The organism is Methylobacterium sp. J-077 (assembly GCF_022829365.1).
Lineage (GTDB): Bacteria > Pseudomonadota > Alphaproteobacteria > Rhizobiales > Beijerinckiaceae > Methylobacterium.
This window is the reverse complement of record NZ_JAKSYJ010000099.1, coordinates 16817-36789: the sequence shown is the minus strand read 5'-3', so window position 1 is coordinate 36789 and position 19973 is coordinate 16817. Positions and strand designations below refer to the sequence as shown.

Here is a 19973-nt window from a genome sequence, read left to right as displayed (position 1 = left end):
GACCGTCAGCGTCAAAGTCTGACCGCAGCGGTACCGGAGCAGCCATGACATCCTCCTCGGGCTCCAAACCCAAAGACAGAATCACCCCTCAGCCGCCGAGGCTACCCCGTGAGTCCCACTTAACGAGGGTTGGTATTAGCCCTTTGGGGTCCCTTGGTTTTTCATACGAACAGCCGCTCGCCCTCCATCCCCTTGTACAGGCCGGCGACCTGCTCGCCGTAGCCGTTGTAGATCAGCGTCGGCACCCGCTCGTCGGTCCCGAGCACGCGCTCCGAGGCCTGGCTCCAGCGGGGATGCGGCACCGCCGGGTTCACGTTGGCCCAGAAGCCGTACTCGGAGGCCTGCAGGCCCTCCCAGAAGGTCTTGGGGCGGTCGGCGGTGAACGAGATCTTCACCAGCGACTTCGCCGACTTGAACCCGTATTTCCACGGCACGGCGACGCGGATCGGCGCGCCGAACTGGTTGGGCAGCGGCTTGCCGTAGACGCCCGTCACCACGAAGGCGAGGTCGTTGCCGGCCTCGGCCAGGGTCAGCCCCTCGGTGTAGGGCCAAGGATAGAAGAACGCGCGCTGGCCCGGCGCCATCGCCTTGTCCATGAAGGTCTCGAAGCGGATGTACTTCGCGCCCGAGGTCGGCTTGGCGAGCGCCACCAATTTCGACAGGGGAAACCCCGTCCAGGGCACCGACATCGACCAGGCCTCGACGCAGCGGTGGCGGTAGAGCCGCTCCTCCAGGCCGATCTTCCGGATCAGGTCGTCGACGCCGATCTCGAACGGCTTCTCCACGAGGCCGTCGATCTTCACGGTCCAGGGCTGGGTCTTGAGCGCGTTCGCGGCCGGCAGCACCGTCTTCGACGTGCCGAATTCGTAGAAGTTGTTGTAGTCGCCGCTGAACCGCTCCGGGGTCAGCGGCCGGTCGAGCGTGTAGGCGGGGTTGCGCGGCGCCGGATAGAGCGCCCCGTCACCTGCGGCCGCGAAGGCGGTGCGGCCGCCGAGCACGGAGCCGGCGGCCAGCCCGGCCGCGGCGCCGATCAGCGCCCGCCGGTTGAGAAAGACGGCCTCGGGCGTGGCCTGACTCTCGGGGATCTCCCACCCGCGCCTGCTCCGGATCACCATTGCCGTCTCCTCGCCTGTCCCGCGCGAACAACCCACAGATCGGCCGGGGCCGACAGGGGCGCAAGCGCCGCAGCCTCACCATTCGGCGATCGGGGACAGGCGGTTACACGCGTAAGCGACGACGATCCGTCGCGGCCGGGTCCGGCTCAGCCCGGAGGCGTCTCGTCGCGCAGGACCCGGCGCAGCACCTTGCCGACATTGGTCTTGGGAAGCGCGTCGTGCAGCACCACCCGGCGGGGCACCTTGTAGCCGGTGAGCTGGGTGCGGGCATGGGCCCGCAGGGCGTCGGGGGAGACGGCCGGATCCTTCATCACCACGTGGGCGACGACCATCTCGCCGGTCTCCTCGCTCGGCGCGCCGACCACGGCACATTCGAGCACCCCGGGATGGGCGGCGAGAACTTCCTCGACCTCGTTCGGGTAAACGTTGAAACCGGAGACGAGGATCATGTCCTTCATCCGGTCGACGATCTTGATCTGCCCGTCGGGCTCCATCACGGCGACGTCGCCGGTGCGGAAGAACCCGTCCGGCGTCATCGCCCGTGCGGTCTCCTCCGGCTTGTTCCAGTAGCCGCGCATCACCTGGGGGCCGCGCACGCAGATCTCGCCCGGCTGGCCCCGCGGCACCGGCTTGCCGGCGGCGTCGCGGATCGAGACCTCGGTGGACGGGAACGGGAAGCCGATCGTCCCGGAGAAGTCCTTCATGCCGGGCGGGTTGGCGCTCACCACCGGCGAGGTCTCCGACAGGCCGTAGCCTTCGAGGATGGTGTTGCCGGTCAGCGCCTTCCAGCGCTCCGCCACCGGCCGCTGCACCGCCGTCCCGCCGCCGACGACGAAATCGAGGTGGGAGAAGTCGACCGTGTGGATCTTCGGGTGGTTGATCAGCACGTTGAACAGCGTGTTCACGCCCATCAGGTGCGTGAAGCGGTGCCGGCTCAAAGTCTTGACCATGCCGTCGCAGTCGCGCGGATTGGGGATCAGCAGGCAGGACCCGCCGTTGCGCATGAACTGGAAGAAGCAGGCTGTCAGCGCGAAGATGTGGTAGAGTGGCAGCGCCGTGACGGCGCAGCGCAGGATGCTCGGATCCTTCGAATTGAAGAACAGCTGCGACTGCTCGACATTGGCCATGACGTTGCGATGGGTCAGCATCGCCGCCTTGGCGACGCCCGTGGTGCCGCCGGTATATTGCAGGAAGGCCAGATCCTCCGGATCGACCGGTACGGAGGCGTGCGGCATGCCGCTGCCTCGCCGCAAGGCGGTCTTGAACGGCAGCGCGAGCCCGTCCGGCAGCCGGAACGGCGGCACGGCCTTGCGGACGTGGCGGCTGGCGAGGTTGATCACCTGACCTTTGAGCCCGAGCCCATCGCCCGGGCCGACCAGGAGGACGCGCTCCAGCGCGACATCGGCCTGCGCACCCGCGACGGTCGGGCCGAAATTCTCCAGCACGATCAGGAACCGGGCGCCCGAATCGTTGATCTGCTGGGAAAATTCCCGGGGCGTGTAGAGCGGGTTGACGTTGACCACCGTCCCGCCGGCCGAGAGCACGCCGAACAACGCCACCGCGTAGGCCGGCACGTTCGGCAGCATGATCGCGACGCGGTCGCCCTTCGCCAGGCCCTGGGCGCGCAGCCAGGCCGCCAGGGCGCGCGCCTGCTTGCCCATGCTCGCGTAGGTCATGGTCGAGCCGAAGCACAGCATCGCCGGACGGTCGGCGAAGGCCGCGATGCTGGTCTCGAACAGGTCGACCAGGGTGCCGAGCTTGTCGACGTCGATCTCGGCCGGGATCCCGGGCGGGTAGGCGGCGAGCCACGGGCGCGGCGACAGATCCGCAAAGGCCGGATCCGTCTCCGACCCGTATGTGCGTGCCGTGGCACCGGTCTCGATTACGCTGGCCTCGCGCATCGCGTCGTCTCCCGCGGGCACGGCTCTCACTGGCCGGGTCCCGTCCCTACGCAGAACCGCCCGACTGTGGGCGAACGGGCGGCCACTAGCAAGGCGGCGCTCTCAGGCGCCTCGACGAAGCCGGCTCAGTGTCGGGAGCGCGGCGTGCGGCAGGGCGGCGGCGACCAGCAGCAGCGCGGCAAGGGCCGCCTCGGCGGGACGGAAGGCTCGCAACGGCCAGGATCCGAGGCCGAAACTGCCGGAAAGCCCGATCACGCAGGCGCCGAACCAGAGGGCCAGGAAGGCCAGCACGCCGGCACCGATTCGCCGGAGGCTCGGGCGCAGGGGCCGGTTGGCGGCCAGCGCGAACAGGCCGAGGATGCCGCCGAAGATCGCGGCCGCGACCCCGGCGCCGAGCCCGTAGGCCAGCCACAGGGGCTGATGGGTCAGGAACGCCATCCCGCCGGTGGCGAAGCCGCCGCGCAGGATCAGGCCCCCGAAGGTCGGGTAGAGCCCGACCACGACGAGGGCCGCGGCGCCGGCCGTGGCGAACAGGATTCTTCGGAGTGCTGAACCCGGCCCCGGCCCTGCCGCCACCGTCGCGAGATGCGCAATTCCGTAAACGAGCGCGAAGGCGAAGAGCGGGTAGCGGGCAATGAAATAGCCGTAGATCCAGGGTTCGAACGCCTCCGGCACCCTCGAGCGCTGGCTGAAGCCGGTGACGGCCACCAGCGCCAGCGCCGCGAGCGTGGCCAGGATCGGGGTCGCGGCGATCAGGAGCCCGCGTCCGCGCGCTGTCCGGGCCGCGCCCGATCCCGGTGGCACCGGCTGTTACCGCGCCTCGTAATGATCCCGCACCAGCCGGTCGAGCAGGCGCACGCCCCAGCCGGCGCCCCAGGAGCGGTTGATCTCGCTGGCGTTCGACGACATCGCCACCCCCGCGATGTCGAGGTGGGCCCACGGCACCTCCTCGACGTAGCGCTTGATGAACGAGGCCGCGGTGGCGGCGCCGCCGTGGCGGCCGCCGGTGTTCTTCATGTCGGCGAACTTGGAATCGATCGCCTTGTCGTAGGCGGGGATCAGCGGCATCCGCCAGACCTTCTCGCCGGTGGCCTCGCCGGCGGCATTGATGTTGGCGGCCAGCGTGTCGTCGTTGGAGAACATCCCGGCGATATCCTGGCCGAGCGCCACGATGATCGCCCCGGTCAGGGTCGCGAGATCGACCATCGCCTTCGGCTTGGCGCTGCGGACGATGTGCGTGATCACGTCGGCGAGCACGAGCCGGCCCTCCGCGTCGGTGTTGATCACCTCGATGGTCTGCCCGGACATGGAGGTGAGGATGTCGGACGGGCGGTAGGAGCCGCCGTCGGGCATGTTCTCGACGATGCCGATGGCGCCGACCACGTTGCAGCGGGCCTTGCGGCTGGCGAGCGCATGGAGCGCGCCGACCACGGCGGCCGCGCCGCCCATGTCGCCCTTCATGTCCTCCATGCCACCGCCCGGCTTGATCGAGACGCCGCCGGAATCGAACACCACGCCCTTGCCGATGAAGGCGATCGGCGCCTCGCCGGCGGGACCGCCGTTCCAGCGCATGATCACCACCCGCGGCTCGCGGACCGAGCCCTGGGCCACGGCGAGCAGCGCCCCCATGCCGAGCTCGCGCATCCGCGCCGGCTCCAGCACCTCGATCTCGACGCCGAGCCGGGACAGCTCCGAGGCGCGCTTGGCGAATTCCTCGGGGAAGAGCACGTTCGGCGGCTCGTTCACCAGGTCGCGCGCGAGGATCACGCCCTCGGACAGGGTCCGGGCGGCCTCGCCCTCGCGGGACGCGGTGCCGTGCTCGGCGAGCAGCAGGGTGAGCGTGGTGCCGCCCTTCTCCTCGGCGTCGGGCTTCTTCTTGGTCTTGTAGCGGTCGAACGCGTAGACGCGCAGGCGCGCGCCGAGGGCGAACTCGCCGGCCTGCGCGGCGCTGACGGTGGTGCCCGGCCAGTCGAGCACGACCCGTGCCGCCCGGCCCGTGACCTTGCCGGCGGTGAAGCCGCCGAGCGCCGGCCAGTCGGTCTTGGCCCGGTCCTTCTCGGAGCCGAGCCCGATCACCACGAGCCGGTCGGCGTTGATTCCGGCCGGCGCCGGCAGGCTCAGGGCGCTGAGCGAGCGGCCCTTGAATTTCTCCGACGCCGCGGCTTTCGCGACGAGGTCCGCGCCCGCGGCGCCGAGGGCCGCCCGGGCCGCCGATCCGAGGGCGAGGTCGTCGCCGACGAACACGACGAGATCGCCCGATCCCCCCGCGCCCTGACCGCTCTGCTCCAGGGGGCCGAAACCGATCTCGATACCGTCCGCCATACCCGTCGTCCTGCCCAATGTTCCGCAGCCGTTCCCAAGCCCGGGCCGTGCCGCAGGGCGTGGTCCGCTCTGTGTAGCCGGTGAGGCGGCAAACGCAACGCGGCGCGACAGCCCTGGAATCGCCCCTTTTGTCGGGTCCCTGCCGGTCCCGGGGGCGAGGGAACGAGCGGGACTGCCGGGCCGATGAGGCAGATCGAGCGCTACATCTTTCGGATCGCCCTGGGCGCCAGCCTCGCCTGCCTGATCGGCCTCACCGGCACGATCTGGCTGACGCAGGCCCTGCGCGAGCTCGATCTCGTGACCGCCAAGGGCCAGACGCTCCTGGTCTTCCTGTTCGTGACCGGGTTGTCGCTGCCGACGCTGGTGGTGGTGATCGCGCCCGTGGCGCTGTTCATCGGCAGCATCTACGCGCTGAACAAGCTCAACGGCGATTCCGAGCTGATCGTGATGTCCGCGGCCGGCATGCCGCCGCGCGCGCTGCTGCGGCCGTTCCTGACGCTCGCGCTGATCGTCAGCTTCCTGGTGGGATTTCTGGTGGTGGTGGTGATGCCCGCGAGCTTCCAGGAGCTGCGGGACGTGATCACCCGGGTCCGGGGCGACTTCATCGCGAACATCGTCAAGGAGGGGCAGTTCACCCAGCTCGACAACGGCATCACCTTCCATTTCCGCGAGCGCGGGCCGGGCGGCATCCTCAAGGGCCTGTTCATCCAGGACCGGCGCGAGGCCGGGAAGACCAAGGTCTACCTCGCCGACCGCGGCAACGCCGTCGACATCGACGGACAGAGCTACCTGATCCTGGAGAACGGCAGCGTCCACCAGCAGCAGAAGGATTCGCGCGACTCCTCGATCCTCACCTTCGAGCGCTACACGATCGACCTCGCGGCCTTCGCGCCCCCGGATGCCGACACGGTCTACAAGCCCCGGGAGCGTTCGACGGCGCAGCTGCTGTTCCCGGACCAGACCGAGGGCTATTACAAGCTTCAGAAGGGCCGCTTCCGGGCCGAGCTGCACGATAGGCTCTCGGCCTGCCTCTACCCCCTCGCGCTCGCCTTCATCGCCTTCGCGGCGCTCGGAGACCCCCGCACCACCCGCCAGGGCCGCGGCCTCGCCATCGCCGGGGCGATCCTGGCCGTGGTCGGCCTGCGCATCGCCGGATTCGCAGCGGTGAGCGCCGCCGCGCGCAGCGCCGGAGCGGTCGCGGCGATCTACGGCGTGCCGCTCCTGGCGATCGCGCTCTCCTGCTGGCTGATCTTCTTCGGCCCGCGGGTGCGCGCCTTCAACGCCGCGGTTCGGGGCGCCCTGCGCGCCCTGTTCCGCGCGCCGCGCCTCGCTCCGGCACGCTGAGCCCGCGATGCTGATCGGTCCGACCCTCGGGCGCTATTTCGCCGCCCGGTTCGCCCGCACGGTGGTCGGCGTGTTCGTCACCGTCTTCGCGCTGGTCTACACCCTCGACTTCGTCGAGCTGCTGCGCCGGGCCGGAGAGGCCGAGGGCGCCTCGACCGGGCTGATGGCGCAGCTCTCGCTCTATCGCACACCGGCGGTGGCGGAGGGCGTCCTGCCCTTCGCGGTTCTGTTCGGCTCGATCGCGACCCTGCTGCAGCTGTCGCGCAAGCTGGAGCTGGTGGTCGCCCGCGCGGCCGGGATCTCGGCCTGGCAGTTCCTGCAGCCGGGCTTCTTCGTGGCCCTGGCGCTCGGGGCGGTGGCGGTTGGGGTCTACAACCCGGTCTCGGCCCTGCTGAAGCAGCGCTCCACCGAGATCGAGGCGAAGATCTTCGCCAAATCCACCAAGGCCGGCTCCGGCAAGGACCTGTGGATCCGCCAGCGCGGCCTCGATGGCGAGGCGATCCTGCGGGCCGAGACCGCCATCGAGGGCACCACCACGCTGGCCGGCGTCTCGGTCTTCACCTTCGACGAGGCCGGCAAGTTCGCCCAGCAGATCGTGGCGGCCCGGGCGACCCTCCACGACGGCTACTGGGAGCTGTCGGACACGCGCGTGCTGGCCCCGGACACCCCGCCTGAGTCGTTCGACACCTACCTGATCGCCTCGAACCTCGACCCCGGGCAGGTCCGGCAGCGCTTCACCCCCCCGGAATCTGTGCCTTTCTGGCAACTTCCCACAACCATCGCGCGGACCGAACGGGCCGGTCTCGACGCCACCCGATACCGTCTTCAGTACGATGTGCTGTGGGCTCGGCCGGTCCTGTTCGTGGCGATGGTGATCGTCGCCGCAACCGTTTCCTTACGGTTCTTCCGCTTTGGTGGGGTCGGTAAACTCGTCCTCGGCGGCGTCGCGGCGGGCTTCGCTCTCTACGTGGTCCGGCAGGTCATGGAGGGGCTCGGCGCCTCCGGACTCGTCGCCGCACCGGTGGCGGCGTGGTTCCCGGCCGTGGTAGGCAGTCTTCTCGGTACGCTTACGCTTCTGTACCAGGAAGACGGCTGACGCCCGCGCTCCATCGCGGGACGGGAGACGGGTGTGTGAGGTTGGTGGCGGACGACGTCACAGGGGTTGGGTCGCGCGTTGCGTAAGGTCGCCCACATCCTGCGGAAGATGGCCTTCCTGGCTGCGCTGGCGCTCGCCGCGCCGCTGGCCGGAGGCATCTCGGCGCATGCCCAGGGGATGGCCGCGCCCAAGCTCGGCAAGCCCGGCGACAAGCTGCTCGTCGAGGCGAACGAGCTGATCTACGACAACGACCACAACACCGTGACCGCCCGGGGCAACGCCGAGCTGCATTACGGACCCCGGACCCTCCAGGCCGACGACGTGCGCTACGACCGCGGCACCGGCCGGGTGTTCGCCCAGGGCAACGTCCGCCTCACCGAGGCCGATGGCGGCGTCGTGACCGGCGAGCGCATGGAGCTCACCGACGATTTCAAGACCGGCTTCATCGACGCGTTCCGGGGGCAGCAGACCGTGCAGCGGCGCGCCGAGACGGTGCGGACGCGCTTCTCCGCGCCGCGGGCCGAGCGCCTGAACGGCGAGCAGACCAGCTTCGAGGCCGGCAGCTACACCGCCTGCGAGCCGTGCAAGGACCATCCCGAGACGCCGCCGCTCTGGCAGATCCGCGCCACGAAGATCGTCCACGACAACGAGACCCACACGATCTACTTCGACGATTCCACCCTGGAGATCGCCGGGATCCCGGTCGCGTACCTGCCCTATTTCGAGGCGCCGGACCCGACGGTGAAGCGCAAGACCGGCTTCCTGACGCCGCGCTTCATCACGACCACAGCCCTCGGCAAGGGCGTGTCGCTGCCGTACTTCGTCGACCTCGCGCCGAACTACGACCTGACGATCACGCCCACGCTGCTCAGCCGCCAGGGCCTCCTCGGCCAGGCCGAGTTCCGCCAGCGGATCGACAACGGCTTCTACAACATCCGCGTGTCGGGCATCTCGCAGACGACGCCCTCGGCCTTCCTGCCGAGCCCGCTGGGCGCCGGCGAGCGCGACTTCCGCGGCTCGGTGGAATCGCAGGGCCGGTTCTACATCAACGACCGCTGGCGCACCGGCTGGGACCTCGTCGGGGTGACCGACAAGTGGTTCCTCGACAATTACCGGATCCGCAACCAGAACATCACGACGGATTATTTCCGGGAGGCGACCTCGACGGGCTACCTGGTCGGCCAGGGCGACCGGTCGTGGTTCGAGGCGCGCGGCTACTACTTCAAGGGCCTGTCGAGCTTCGACTGGCAGAAGCAGCAGCCGATCGTCGCCCCGGTCATCGACTACGACAAGCGCGTGAACGGCCCGTCCGAGATCGGCGGCGAAGTGCGGTTCCAGGCCAACATCACCAGCCTGACCCGTGAGACCACCCAGTTCCAGGGCCTGCCCCGCACGTCGAGCTACCTGTTCTCGCCGAGCGTGAACGGCGTCAGCTTCCCGCTCTACCAGACCTGCACGGTGTTCCAGCGCGGCCTCTGCGCGATCCAGGGGCTCGCCGGCACCAACACCCGCGCCTCGGCCGAATTGTCCTGGCGGCGCAGCTTCATCGACGAGTGGGGCCAGAAGTTCACGCCGTTCGCGTATCTGCGCACCGACGCGTTCTTCACCAATCCGAGCTTCTCCGGGTACCAGAACGACCTCGCCCCCCAGGTCGCCAAGATCGACGACGGCTTCGCCGGCCGGGTGATGCCGGCCATCGGCCTCGATTACCGCTACCCGTTCGTCGCGAATTTCGGCGCGCTCGGCGTCCACACCCTGGAGCCGATCGGCCAGATCATCGCGCGCCCGTCCGAGACCCGGATCGGACGGCTGCCGAACGAGGACGCCCAGAGCCTGGTGTTCGACGACACCTCGCTGTTCGAATGGGACAAGTTCTCCGGCTACGACCGGGTCGAGGGCGGCGTCCGCACCAATCTCGGCGGGCAATATTCCGTGGTCACGCCCTCGGGCTGGTACGCCAACGTGCTGTTCGGCGAGTCGATTCAGCTCGCCGGGGTGAACTCGTTCCGCCGGGGCGACATCGCCGATGTCGGCCTCGATTCCGGCCTCGAGACCCAGCGCTCCGACTTCGTCGGGCGGTTCCAGGTCTCGCCGAACCAGAACATCACCTTCATCACCCGAGCGCGTTTCAACCAGGCGGACTTCCACGTCGCCCGGTTCGAGACCGGCGCCACGGCGCGGTTCGCGCCGTTCCTGCCTCTGACACTCTCGGCGTTCTACTCGTATTACGAGGCGCAGCCCCTGCTGGGCTACAGCCACTACCGCGAGGGCGTGACCGCCTCGGCCACCTACAACATCACGCCGAACTGGTTCGTCTCGGGCTCGCTGCTGCTGGACCTCACGCACTATCTCGACGTGCGCAACACCTACACGGACGCCCTGTCGGCCTACCTGTCCAACCCGATCGGCACGGTCCCGACCTACCAGAACCCGGGCCGGTTCTATCTCTCGGGCGCGAGCTTCGGCGGCGGCTATCAGGACGAATGCACGACCATCTCGCTCAACTACATCAACTCGCCGATCGCCACCGCGACCGGCGTGCGCGAGCGCAACCAGACCGTGCTGCTCCGGGTCGAGCTGAAGACGCTGGGCGAGGCGGATCTCCGCCAGAACGTCGGCACCGCCACCACCGCGGACGGCATCGCCACCGTGCGGTGATTTTCGGGACTGGGCGAAGCACCATCGCGTCACCCCGAAAAGGTGCGCCCCCGCCCCGCCGGCGCTATAGACCCGGGATGCCGCCGCTCGCCCTCACCCTCGGAGACCCGGCCGGGATCGGCCCGGAACTCGCGCTCAGCGCCTGGCTCGGGCGCGGCGGTGCCGACCCGCTGCCGCCGTTCTTCCTGGTGGCCGATCCGGACTTCATCGAGCGGCTGGCCAACCGCCTGTACCGGCTCGTCCCGGTGGCCGAGGTCGATCCCGAGACCGCCGCCGAGGTGTTTCCCCGGGCGCTGCCGGTGGTGCCGCTGCCGAGCGGCGCCAAAATCTCCGCCGAGCCCGGGGCCCCGGATTCCGCCCATGCCGGCGCGGTGATCGAGTCGATCACCGCGGCCGTCGCCTTCGTGGCGGCCAAGCGCGCCAGCGCGGTGGTGACCAACCCGATCGCCAAGTTCGTGCTGACCGGGGCGGGCTTCGCCCATCCCGGCCATACCGAGTTCCTGGCCGCGCTCTCGGTCCCGCCCGGCCGGACGCCGCCGCGCCCGGTGATGATGATCTGGAGCGACGACCTCGCGGTGGTGCCGGTGACGATCCACGTGCCGTTGAAGGACGTGCCCGGCCTGCTCACCCAGGAACTGGTTGAAGAAACCGCCCGGATCGTCACCCGGGACCTGCGCGACCGGTTCGGGCTGGCGGAGCCGCGCCTGGTGCTCGCCGGCCTCAATCCCCATGCCGGCGAGGCCGGGACCATCGGCCACGAGGACCGCGACGTGCTCGCCCCCGCGGTGGCGCGGCTGCGGGGCGCCGGCATCGACATCCGCGGTCCGCTGCCCGCCGACACCCTGTTCCACGCCCGCGCCCGGGCGACCTACGACGTCGCCCTGGCGCCGACCCACGACCAGGCGCTGATCCCGATCAAGACCATCGCGTTCGACGACGGCGTCAACGTCACCCTCGGGCTGCCGTTCGTGCGGACCTCGCCCGACCACGGCACCGCCTTCGACATCGCCGGAACCGGCGTGGCGCGGCCCGACAGCCTGATCGCCGCCCTGCGGCTGGCCCGGCGGCTCGCCGATACCGAGGCGGCCCGCATCGGCGCGGGGCCCGCCGGCGCCGACATCATCCCGTTCAGCATCTATGCCGGACGGCCGCGCGCGTCCGGCGCCCAGCATTTCGACGCCGAGGACGAATTGTGAGCGACCAAGACGGGCTGCCGCCCCTGCGCGAGGTCGTCGCCCGGCACGGGCTGGAGCCCAAGAAGGCGCTCGGCCAGAACTTCCTGTACGATCTCAATCTCACGTGGCGGATCGCCCGCGCGGCGGGACCGCTCGAGGGCGCGACCGTCGTCGAGGTCGGCCCCGGCCCCGGCGGCCTGACCCGGGCGCTGCTTGCCGAGGGCGCGGCCCGGGTCGTGGCGATCGAGCGCGATCCCCGCGCCCTGCCGGCGCTGGCCGAGATCGCCGCGCATTATCCCGGCCGGCTGGAAGTGGTCGATGCCGACGCCCTGGCCTTCGATCCCCGGCCGCTGATCGGCCAAGGGCCGGCCCGGATCGTGGCGAACCTGCCGTACAATGTCGGGACGGCGCTGCTGACCGGCTGGCTCGACGGCGAGGCCTGGCCACCCTGGTGGGATCAGGCGGTGCTGATGTTCCAGCGCGAGGTCGCCGAGCGCATCGTCGCCGGCCCTGAGACCCGGGCGGATTACGGCCGGCTCGGCGTGCTGTGCGGCTGGCGCACGCAAGCCGACATCCTGTTCGACGTGAGCCCCTCGGCGTTCGTGCCGCCGCCCAAGGTCACGTCCAGCGTGGTGCGGCTGGTGCCGCGGGCGCGGCCCCTGCCCTGCCGGGCCGGCGCCCTCGAAGCCGTCACCCGGGCGGCGTTCGGCCAGCGCCGCAAGATGCTGCGCCAGAGCCTGAAGACGCTGACGCCGGAGCCCGGAGCGCTGCTGGCGGCGGCCGCGATCCTGGAGACCGCCCGGGCCGAGGAGGTTCCGGTGACCGGGTTCGTGGCCCTGGCCAACCTGTGGGATCAACACAGAAAAGCCGGCGCCGCGGAAGCGGCGCCGGCTTGAAGGGCGCCCCGGCCGATCGGCCGGGGCGCCAAGTCCCAAAACTAGCGGGTCTGCTGGATCGCCGAGAGCACCCAGCCGCGGCCGGGCTGGCGCTGGAACGTCCAGAGCTCCGTCACCTCCGGGGCCGGCTCGGTCTTCACGATCCGGCCGCTGGCGCGGTCGACCATGACGTCCTTGAGGGCGTAGCGCATCGCTACGGTGGCGTAGTCGGTGCGGTCCTCGCCCCAGGATTCCGCCAGGTCGCCCTGCAGCAGCTTCACGTCGGTGATCTTGTTGACCACGCCCTGGGCGGCGTTGTTGCGCAGCTCCTCGTCGAAGTAGCCGGCCATCTCCGACGTCGTCAGGTTGCCCAGCGTCACCCGATCCTCGCGGGAATAGGCATCCTGGATGTCGCCGAGCAGGCGCTCAAACACCTGATAGTCGACCGGGCCGATCTGGACGGTGCGGCTCTGCACGGGGCGCGGACCGCCGAACGAGCCGCCGGCCGCTGGGGCCGGGCCGCCCATCGGTCCGGCCGGGTTCGGGCCGCCGCCCAGCGTCGAACGGGCGTAGGGGGCGCCGGCGCCGGCCGGCTCGTTGCGGCGACGGAAGAACCGCAGCGCCAGCATCACCACCAGCACCACGAGACCGACCTGGAACAGCAGGCCGATCATGGAGGCGAGGCCGCCCAGGCCGCCGAAGAAGCCACCGCCGAGCAGCGCGCCGAGCAGGCCCGCGCCGAGCAAGCCCGCGAAGAAGCCGCCGCCGAAGCGGCGACCGGGCGCGGCCGGCGCCTGCATGCCGGGGTTGCTCATGCCCGGGGACGGCGCGGTCTGGGACCGCTGCATGGTCATACCGCCGCCAGGCGCAGTCGGCGTGGCCGAGGGGGCGGTGTAGGTCCGCGAGCCGCGCGAACCGAAGGAGCCGCCGCCGCCCGGACGGGCTTCGGCGACGGGGGCCGCGACGGTCAGGGCAGCGGCCAGCGCCAGGAAGGCGGCCGTGCGCCGACGGCGCGAGAATTGGGTGAGCATGTACGCGCCTCTGAGGACGAGAACCGAGTGGCGAAGACCGCCGACGATCATATGGTGACGGCTCAGCGTGGGTTTTAGTCCGCGCCTCGCGATCTCGTGATGACGCTTGTCGCGGTCCGCATCCTCAGTGCAGCGTCCGGTCCGGCGCCGCCGGGAAGGCCAGGCGGACCTGGGTGCCCTCGCCGGCCCGGCTGTCCAGGGTGATCGTGCCGTTCTGGCGCTTCATCAGGCCGTGCACGATGGCGAGACCCGCGCCGCGGCCCGCCTCGCGGCTCGTCTGGAACGGCGCCAGCGCCCGGGCCAGCATCTCGGGCGAGAGGCCCTGCCCGGTATCGCTCACCAGGATCCCGACGGTGCCCGGACCCGGCTGGTGCATGGCGCGGTCGTTGGGATCGACCCGGAAGGTCGAGAGCGTCAGCGTGCCGCCCGCCGGCATCGCCTCGCAGGCATTGGCGACCAGATGCCGCAGGGCGAACTCGATCTGTGTCGGGTTGCTGATCGCCCGCGGGAGACCGGGCGTCGGCTTCACCACCAGACGGATCCCGGGGGGAAAACCTGGGGCGAGGCGCTCGGCCAGATCCGCCACGATGGCGTCGAGGTCCACCGGGCGCACATCCGGGGCGATCCGGCGGGAATAGGCCAGGAGCTGGCGCGTCAGGATCGCGGCCCGCTCGGTGGCGTCGGCCGAGCGCACCAGCGCCCGCTGGATGAACGGCTCCGGCCGGTCGCCGAGCCGGCGCTTCAGCCCGTCGATGTAGCCGATCAGGATCTGCAGGAAGTTGTTGAACTCGTGGGCGACGCTGTTCGTCAGCAGCCCCAGGGCCTCGCGCTGCCGCGACAGCGCCAGCGCGCCCTCGGCCTCGTGCCGCGCCGTGACATCGAGCATCTGGCCGATTGTGTCGTCGCGATCCGGGAGGCGGCCCATGGTCAGGTTCGCCCAGAAGCTGGTCCCGTCGGCGCGCAGAGCCAGAAACTCCTGCGGCGCGTCGGCCGACAGGTCGGGAGCCGAACCGCGGGTCGCCACGATCAGATCGAGGCCGCGTTCCGCCAGCGCCTGGGCCGGATGGCCGGTGAGCCGCTCGAAGGCCGGGTTGGCGTGCCGGATCCGGCCGTGCGCATCGACGAGGAACGTCGGCGTCGGCAGCGCGTCGAGGAGCGCGCGGGTCTGCCGCGTGAACGGCTCCCCGCCCTCCACGCCGTGATCCGTCCCGGGCTGCGTCATGCTGCGTCCGAGCTGAGCGGGTGCGGGAGACCCGCGACGACGCCCGCGATAGCGACGAACGGCGGCCGGGCCAAGTGTGGCAGATCAAGTGCGGCGGGTTCGGTCCCGGCCCGCGGCGGCCTATTGCCGGACCCACATCACCCGGGCCATCCAGGCGACCTCGCCGATATTGAGCACGCGGTCCTCGTGCTCCGGGTTGAGCGAGACCAGCTCCACGGTGCGGGCGGTGCGCCGCTTCAACTCCTTGGCGATGACCTCGCCGCCGTGCAGGCGCACCACGACGCGGTCGCCCTTGCGCACGCTCGCGGTGGGCGAGACGATCAGCACGTCGCCGTCGCGGAACAGCGGCTGCATGGAATCGCCCTGGATCTCCAGCGCGAAGGCGCGCTCCTCGCCGAGGTCGGGGAACTCGATCTCCTCCCAGCCGGCGCCGCCGGTGGGCATGCCCTCGTCGGTGAACAGGCGGCCGGCGCCGGCCTGCGTCAGCCCGATCAGCGGCACCATGGTGCGGGCGGGGATCTCCCGGGCTTCGATCAGCCGCAAAAACTCGTCCAGGCTGGCGCCGGTAGCGGCCAGGACCTTCGAGACCGATTCCGTGGAGGGCCAGCGCTTGCGGCCGTCGGCGCCGATGCGCTTGGAGCGGTTGAAGCTCGTCGCGTCGAGGCCGGCCCGGCGGGCGAGGCCGGAGGCGGAATAGCCGTGGCGTTCCGCCAGGCGGTCGATGGCGTTCCAGATCTGCTCGTGAGACAGCATGTCGGGCTCGGCGGCTCGGCGTCGGCGGGTCAGCACCCCCGTCTCGTCAGCCGGCATCCGGCTGCCGCGGAGGCACGGCGGCAGTGTCCCCGGAGGATGCGGACCGAACCCGCCGGAGAGGCGCGGAATACTGAAGACCGTCACGAGCCGGCCCGCGTTGCCCGTTTCGGACACGGTTCTGTGACGCCCAGCCTAGTCGTAGGAAAGTAGAACTACAACCTGCAGAATGCAATCGTCCTTGGAATCGTTCTGGTTTCCGGGTGTTGCTGACGGGCGGGACGGACGGCTCGGCCACGGCCCGAAGGCGGCGCGCCGGCGTTCGGATGAGACGGCGCGACAGGATAGGTCCTGCGCCGATCAACCCGGTTCCGGCGCTTGGGACGATGGGCTATGGACCGCCGATCCCCGGGGAATGCCGATGCCGCTCATCTACAAGATCTGTCCGCGTGCGCTCTGGCGCGAGGCCGAGGCGGCGGGCCGGTTCACCGGCGCGCCCGTGGACCACGCGGACGGCTTCATCCACTTCTCCACGGCCGAGCAGGTTGCCGAGACGGCGGCGCGCCACTTCGCAGGCCAAGCGGACCTGCTGCTGATCGCCGTCGAGGCCGAGAGCCTCGGCGCGGCGCTGCGCTACGAGCCGTCGCGCGGCGGCGCCCTGTTCCCGCATCTCTACGGCGACCTGCCGCTGGCGGCGGTGGTGTCGGTGACGGAGCTGCCCCTGGGCCAGGATGGGCAGCATGTCCTGCCCGCGGGACTCCCGCGCGCATGATTGCTGCCGCCTTCCCGCTGGCCCGCCCGCTGCTGCACCGGCTCGACGCCGAGCGCGCGCACGACCTGACCTTGCGCGCGCTATCGCTCCTACCGCCGGGCAAGCCCGCCGCCGACGACCCGCGCCTGGCCGTGGACCTCCTCGGGCGCCGGTTCCCCAACCCGGTCGGCCTCGCGGCCGGCTTCGACAAGGGCGCTCGGGTGCCGGACGCGCTGCTCGGCCTCGGCTTCGGCTTCGTGGAGGTCGGCGGCGTGGTGCCGCGGCCTCAGCCCGGCAACCCGCAGCCCCGGGTGTTCCGCCTCGCGGCCGACCGGGCGGTGATCAACCGTTACGGGCTCAACAGCGAGGGGCTGGCGGTGGTGGCCGGGCGGCTCCGGGCGCGGGCCGGAAGGCTGGGCATCGTCGGGGTCAATATCGGGGCCAACAAGGACTCGACCGACCGGCTGGCCGATTACGTCGCCTGCACCACGACCCTCGCCCCGCTGGTCGATTTCGTCACCGTCAACGTGTCCTCGCCCAACACCCCGGGCCTGCGCGACCTGCAGGGCGAGGCGTTCCTCGACGAGCTGCTGGCCCGCACCGTCGAGGCCCGGGACGCGGCCGGTTCAGGAGCCGCGATCCTGTTGAAGATCGCCCCCGATCTGGCGCTGGAGGCCCTCGACGCGATCTGCGCCACGGCGATGAAGCGCGGGGTCCAGGCGCTGGTGGTCTCGAACACCACGGTGGCCCGGCCCGACTCCCTCGCCGAAAAGAGCCTCGCCCGCGAGACCGGCGGCCTCTCCGGAAGACCGCTGTTCGGCCCGGCGACCCGGATGCTGGCCCAGACCCGCCTCCGCGTCGGGGACACGCTTCCCCTGATCGGCGTCGGCGGCGTCGACTCGGCCGAGGCGGCCTGGACCAAGATCGAGGCCGGGGCGAGCCTGATCCAGCTCTACTCGGCGCTGGTCTATGACGGGCCGGGGCTGGTCGGGCGCATCAAGGGCGATCTGCTGAAACGGATGGATGCGGAAGGTGTCTTCTCCCTCCACCAGGTCGTCGGCCGCGGCGCGGAGGAACTGGCCCGCGTGGCCTGACGGACCGTTCGATCGCGCTCGTTTCGAGCCGCTTACCGTCGTTGCGAGCGCAGCGAAGCACCCGAGGGATACGCGTCCTTCGGGGCTCGCGCGCTGCCCTGGGTTGCTTCGCTGCACAGCAACGACGGATCGGAATCCAGCTTTCTGCGACCCAGTTTGACCGCCACCGAGCCTTCAACCCGCCAGTTTAGAAAGGCTTTGCCAAGCGGTGACTTAGCCTGTGCCCCATGCATGAGGGGCCTGCGCGCGCCCGGCATTGTGACCCGTCTCCCGTGCCGCTTATCTCGCGGTTGCGAATTGGCGAGCCGGTCTCGCTTCCAGAAAACATCCAGGACAATCCATGGCCCAGCCTGACGGGGCTCCGAAGCGCTCATCCGCCGCCGGCGGCTGGGGTGCTCTGAAGAGTTGCGGCAAGCACCTGCTCGGCTCGCGCGCGCCGCTGTCGGGCGCCCGCGCCCTGCTGAAGGCCAACCAGCCGGACGGGTTCGATTGCCCGGGCTGCGCCTGGGGCGACCCGAAGCACGGTTCGTCCTTCGAGTTCTGCGAGAACGGCGTGAAGGCGGTCTCCTGGGAGGCCACCGACAAGCGCACGCCGCCGTCCTTCTTCGCCCGCCACACGCTCACCGAGCTGCGCGGCTGGAGCGACTACGCCCTGGAGGGCGAGGGCCGCCTCACCCACCCGATGCGCTACGACGCGGCGAGCGACCGCTACCTGCCGGTGAATTGGGACGCGGCCTTCGCCGAGATCGGCGCGACGCTGCGCGGCCTCGACCATCCGGACCAGGCGGAGTTCTACACCTCCGGCCGGGCCTCGAACGAGGCCGCCTACCTCTACCAGCTGTTCGCCCGCGCCTACGGGACCAACAACTTCCCGGACTGCTCGAACATGTGCCACGAGGCCAGCGGCGTCGCCCTGATCGACGCGATCGGCATCGGCAAGGGCACGGTCCTGCTGGAGGATTTCGAGAAGGCGGACGCGATCTTCTGCGTCGGCCAGAATCCCGGGACCAACCATCCGCGCATGCTCGGCGACCTGCGCCGGGCGGCCGAGCGCGGTGCGAAGGTCGTGGTGCTGAACCCCGTGCGCGAGCGCGGGCTCGAGCGCTTCGCCGACCCGCAGAACACCGTGGAGATGCTGCGCGGCGCCAGCGGCGCCATCGCCAGCCACTACCTTCAGCCGCGCTCCGGCGGCGACATGGCGGCCTTCCGGGGCATCGCCAAGATCGTGTTCGCCCGCGACGCCGAGGCGCTCGCCTCCGGCCGCCCGTCGCTCCTCGACCGGGCCTTCCTGGAGCACCACACCGCCGGACTCGACGCCTACCGGGCGGCCGTGGACGCCACGAGCTGGGACGCGATCCTCGACCAGTCGGGCCTAAGCTACGACGACATCGCCGCCATGGCGGAGGTCTATCTCGGCGCGCAGCGGGTGATCGCAACCTGGGCCATGGGCGTGACCCAGCACCGCCACTCGGTGGCGACCGTGCGCGAGATCGCCAACCTGCTGTTCCTGCGCGGTCATATCGGCCGGCCCGGCGCCGGCCTGTGCCCGGTGCGCGGCCATTCCAACGTGCAGGGCGACCGCACGGTCGGCATCAACGAGCGGCCGTCCGTGGCCTTCCTGGAGTCGCTGGAGCGGCATTTCGGCCTCGCCATGCCGCGCCGGCACGGCCACAACGTCCTGGCGGCGATCCGGGCGATGCGCGACGGCACGTCCAAGGCGTTCATCGGGCTGGGCGGCAACTTCCTGCGCGCGACGCCCGACACGCCGGTGGTGGCGCAGGCGCTCGCCTCCTGCCGCCTCACCGTCCACATCGCGACCAAGCTCAACCACGCTCACCTCGTGCCGGGCGCGGTCGGCTACCTGCTGCCCTGCATGGGGCGCACCGAGATCGACCGGAACGCGGCCGGCAAGACCCAGATCGTGACCGTCGAGGATTCGATGAGCATGGTCCACGGCTCCGGCGGCATCAACAAGCCGGCCTCGAAGGAGCTGCGCTCGGAGATCGCGATCATCGCCGGCATCGCCGAGGCCACCGTCGGCTCGGCCGCGATCGACTGGGCCGGGCTCTCGGCCGATTACGACCGGATCCGCGAGGCGATCGCCGCGACGGTGCCGGGCTTCTCGGAGTACAACACAAGAGTGCGCAAGCCGCGCGGCTTCATGCTGCGCAACCTCGCCGCCGAGCGTGTGTTCGAGACCGCCACCGGCCGCGCCAATTTCTCCGCCGACGCCCTGCCCGCCGAGACCGAGCACCAGGCTGCGCGCAAGGGCCAGAACACCTACGTGCTGCAGACCTTCCGCAGCCACGACCAGTACAACACCACGATCTACGGCCTCGATGACCGCTACCGCGGCGTCTACGGCGAGCGGAAGGTGCTGTTCGCCCATCCGGACGACCTCGCCGAGATCCGCGACCGGCTCGGCGAGCGCGTCGACATCGTCGGTCTCCACGCCGACGGCGTGACCAGGCGGGCCGAGGATTTCCGGCTGGTGCCGTTCGACATGCCCCGGGGCGCCGTGGCCGGCTACTACCCGGAGCTGAACGTGCTGGTGCCACTCTCGACCTTCGGTGAGAAGAGCGACACGCCGACCTCGAAATCGGTGCTCGTGACCCTGGAAGCGCGGGCGGCGGCGTAGG

General features: G+C 70.7%; 15 protein-coding genes. 8 read left to right on the top strand and 7 right to left on the bottom strand.

Annotated features, from left to right (window positions below; genetic code table 11):
* Positions 1-161: 161 nt before the first annotated feature.
* The 4 genes from msrP to MKL11_RS08205 form a co-directional block, all read right to left on the bottom strand.
* Positions 162-1115: a protein-methionine-sulfoxide reductase catalytic subunit MsrP gene (gene msrP, locus MKL11_RS08220; RefSeq protein WP_243942068.1), complete on the bottom strand. Its 954-nt coding sequence runs from the start codon at positions 1113-1115 to the stop codon at positions 162-164.
* A gap of 146 nt (positions 1116-1261) precedes the next feature.
* Positions 1262-3016: an AMP-binding protein gene (locus MKL11_RS08215; RefSeq protein ID WP_243942066.1), complete on the bottom strand. Its 1755-nt coding sequence runs from the start codon at positions 3014-3016 to the stop codon at positions 1262-1264.
* A 102-nt stretch (positions 3017-3118) separates the two neighbouring features.
* Entirely contained in the window at positions 3119-3820 is a 702-nt protein-coding gene (locus MKL11_RS08210) for a hypothetical protein (RefSeq protein ID WP_243942064.1), read from the bottom strand.
* A gap of 6 nt (positions 3821-3826) precedes the next feature.
* A complete protein-coding gene (locus MKL11_RS08205) occupies positions 3827-5338 on the bottom strand; it encodes a leucyl aminopeptidase (RefSeq protein ID WP_243942062.1) in 1512 nt (503 codons plus the stop codon).
* 183 nt (positions 5339-5521) lie between these two features.
* Between MKL11_RS08205 and lptF the strand changes: the two genes are divergently transcribed.
* The 5 genes from lptF (at position 5522) to rsmA (ending at position 12507) form a co-directional block, all read left to right on the top strand.
* Positions 5522-6682, top strand: a complete 1161-nt coding sequence (gene lptF / locus MKL11_RS08200; RefSeq protein WP_243942060.1) for an LPS export ABC transporter permease LptF — start codon at positions 5522-5524, stop codon at positions 6680-6682.
* A gap of 7 nt (positions 6683-6689) precedes the next feature.
* On the top strand, positions 6690-7778 hold the full coding sequence (gene lptG / locus MKL11_RS08195) for an LPS export ABC transporter permease LptG (RefSeq protein WP_243942058.1): 1089 nt from the start codon (positions 6690-6692) through the stop codon (positions 7776-7778).
* 78 nt (positions 7779-7856) lie between these two features.
* On the top strand, positions 7857-10436 hold the full coding sequence (locus MKL11_RS08190; RefSeq protein WP_243942056.1) for an LPS-assembly protein LptD: 2580 nt from the start codon (positions 7857-7859) through the stop codon (positions 10434-10436).
* A 77-nt stretch (positions 10437-10513) separates the two neighbouring features.
* Complete coding sequence (gene pdxA / locus MKL11_RS08185; RefSeq protein ID WP_243942054.1) at positions 10514-11632, top strand: 4-hydroxythreonine-4-phosphate dehydrogenase PdxA; 1119 nt, start codon at positions 10514-10516, stop codon at positions 11630-11632.
* Positions 11629-12507, top strand: coding sequence for a 16S rRNA (adenine(1518)-N(6)/adenine(1519)-N(6))-dimethyltransferase RsmA (gene rsmA / locus MKL11_RS08180; RefSeq protein ID WP_243942052.1), 879 nt, complete (start codon positions 11629-11631; stop codon positions 12505-12507). Before pdxA ends, rsmA begins: the two co-directional genes overlap by 4 nt.
* 41 nt (positions 12508-12548) lie before the next feature.
* On the opposite strand, the gene MKL11_RS08175 is transcribed toward rsmA, so the two are convergent.
* The 3 genes from MKL11_RS08175 to MKL11_RS08165 form a co-directional block, all read right to left on the bottom strand.
* A complete protein-coding gene (locus tag MKL11_RS08175; RefSeq protein ID WP_243942050.1) occupies positions 12549-13517 on the bottom strand; it encodes a Tim44 domain-containing protein in 969 nt (322 codons plus the stop codon).
* Positions 13518-13641: 124 nt separating this feature from the next.
* On the bottom strand, positions 13642-14739 hold the full coding sequence (locus tag MKL11_RS08170; RefSeq protein WP_243942048.1) for a two-component system sensor histidine kinase NtrB: 1098 nt from the start codon (positions 14737-14739) through the stop codon (positions 13642-13644).
* A 120-nt stretch (positions 14740-14859) separates the two neighbouring features.
* Positions 14860-15492, bottom strand: a complete 633-nt coding sequence (locus MKL11_RS08165) for a helix-turn-helix transcriptional regulator (RefSeq protein ID WP_243942046.1) — start codon at positions 15490-15492, stop codon at positions 14860-14862.
* A gap of 418 nt (positions 15493-15910) precedes the next feature.
* Between MKL11_RS08165 and MKL11_RS08160 the strand changes: the two genes are divergently transcribed.
* The 3 genes from MKL11_RS08160 to MKL11_RS08150 all read left to right on the top strand — a co-directional run bounded on the left by MKL11_RS08160 (position 15911) and on the right by MKL11_RS08150 (position 19972).
* A complete protein-coding gene (locus MKL11_RS08160) occupies positions 15911-16261 on the top strand; it encodes a DUF952 domain-containing protein (RefSeq protein WP_243942072.1) in 351 nt (116 codons plus the stop codon).
* Positions 16258-17334 (top strand): quinone-dependent dihydroorotate dehydrogenase, encoded by a 1077-nt coding sequence (locus MKL11_RS08155; protein WP_243942044.1) that lies wholly within the window; start codon positions 16258-16260, stop codon positions 17332-17334. Before MKL11_RS08160 ends, MKL11_RS08155 begins: the two co-directional genes overlap by 4 nt.
* Positions 17335-17674: 340 nt before the next feature.
* Entirely contained in the window at positions 17675-19972 is a 2298-nt protein-coding gene (locus MKL11_RS08150) for an FdhF/YdeP family oxidoreductase (RefSeq protein ID WP_243942042.1), read from the top strand.
* The last annotated feature ends 1 nt before the right edge of the window (position 19973 follow it).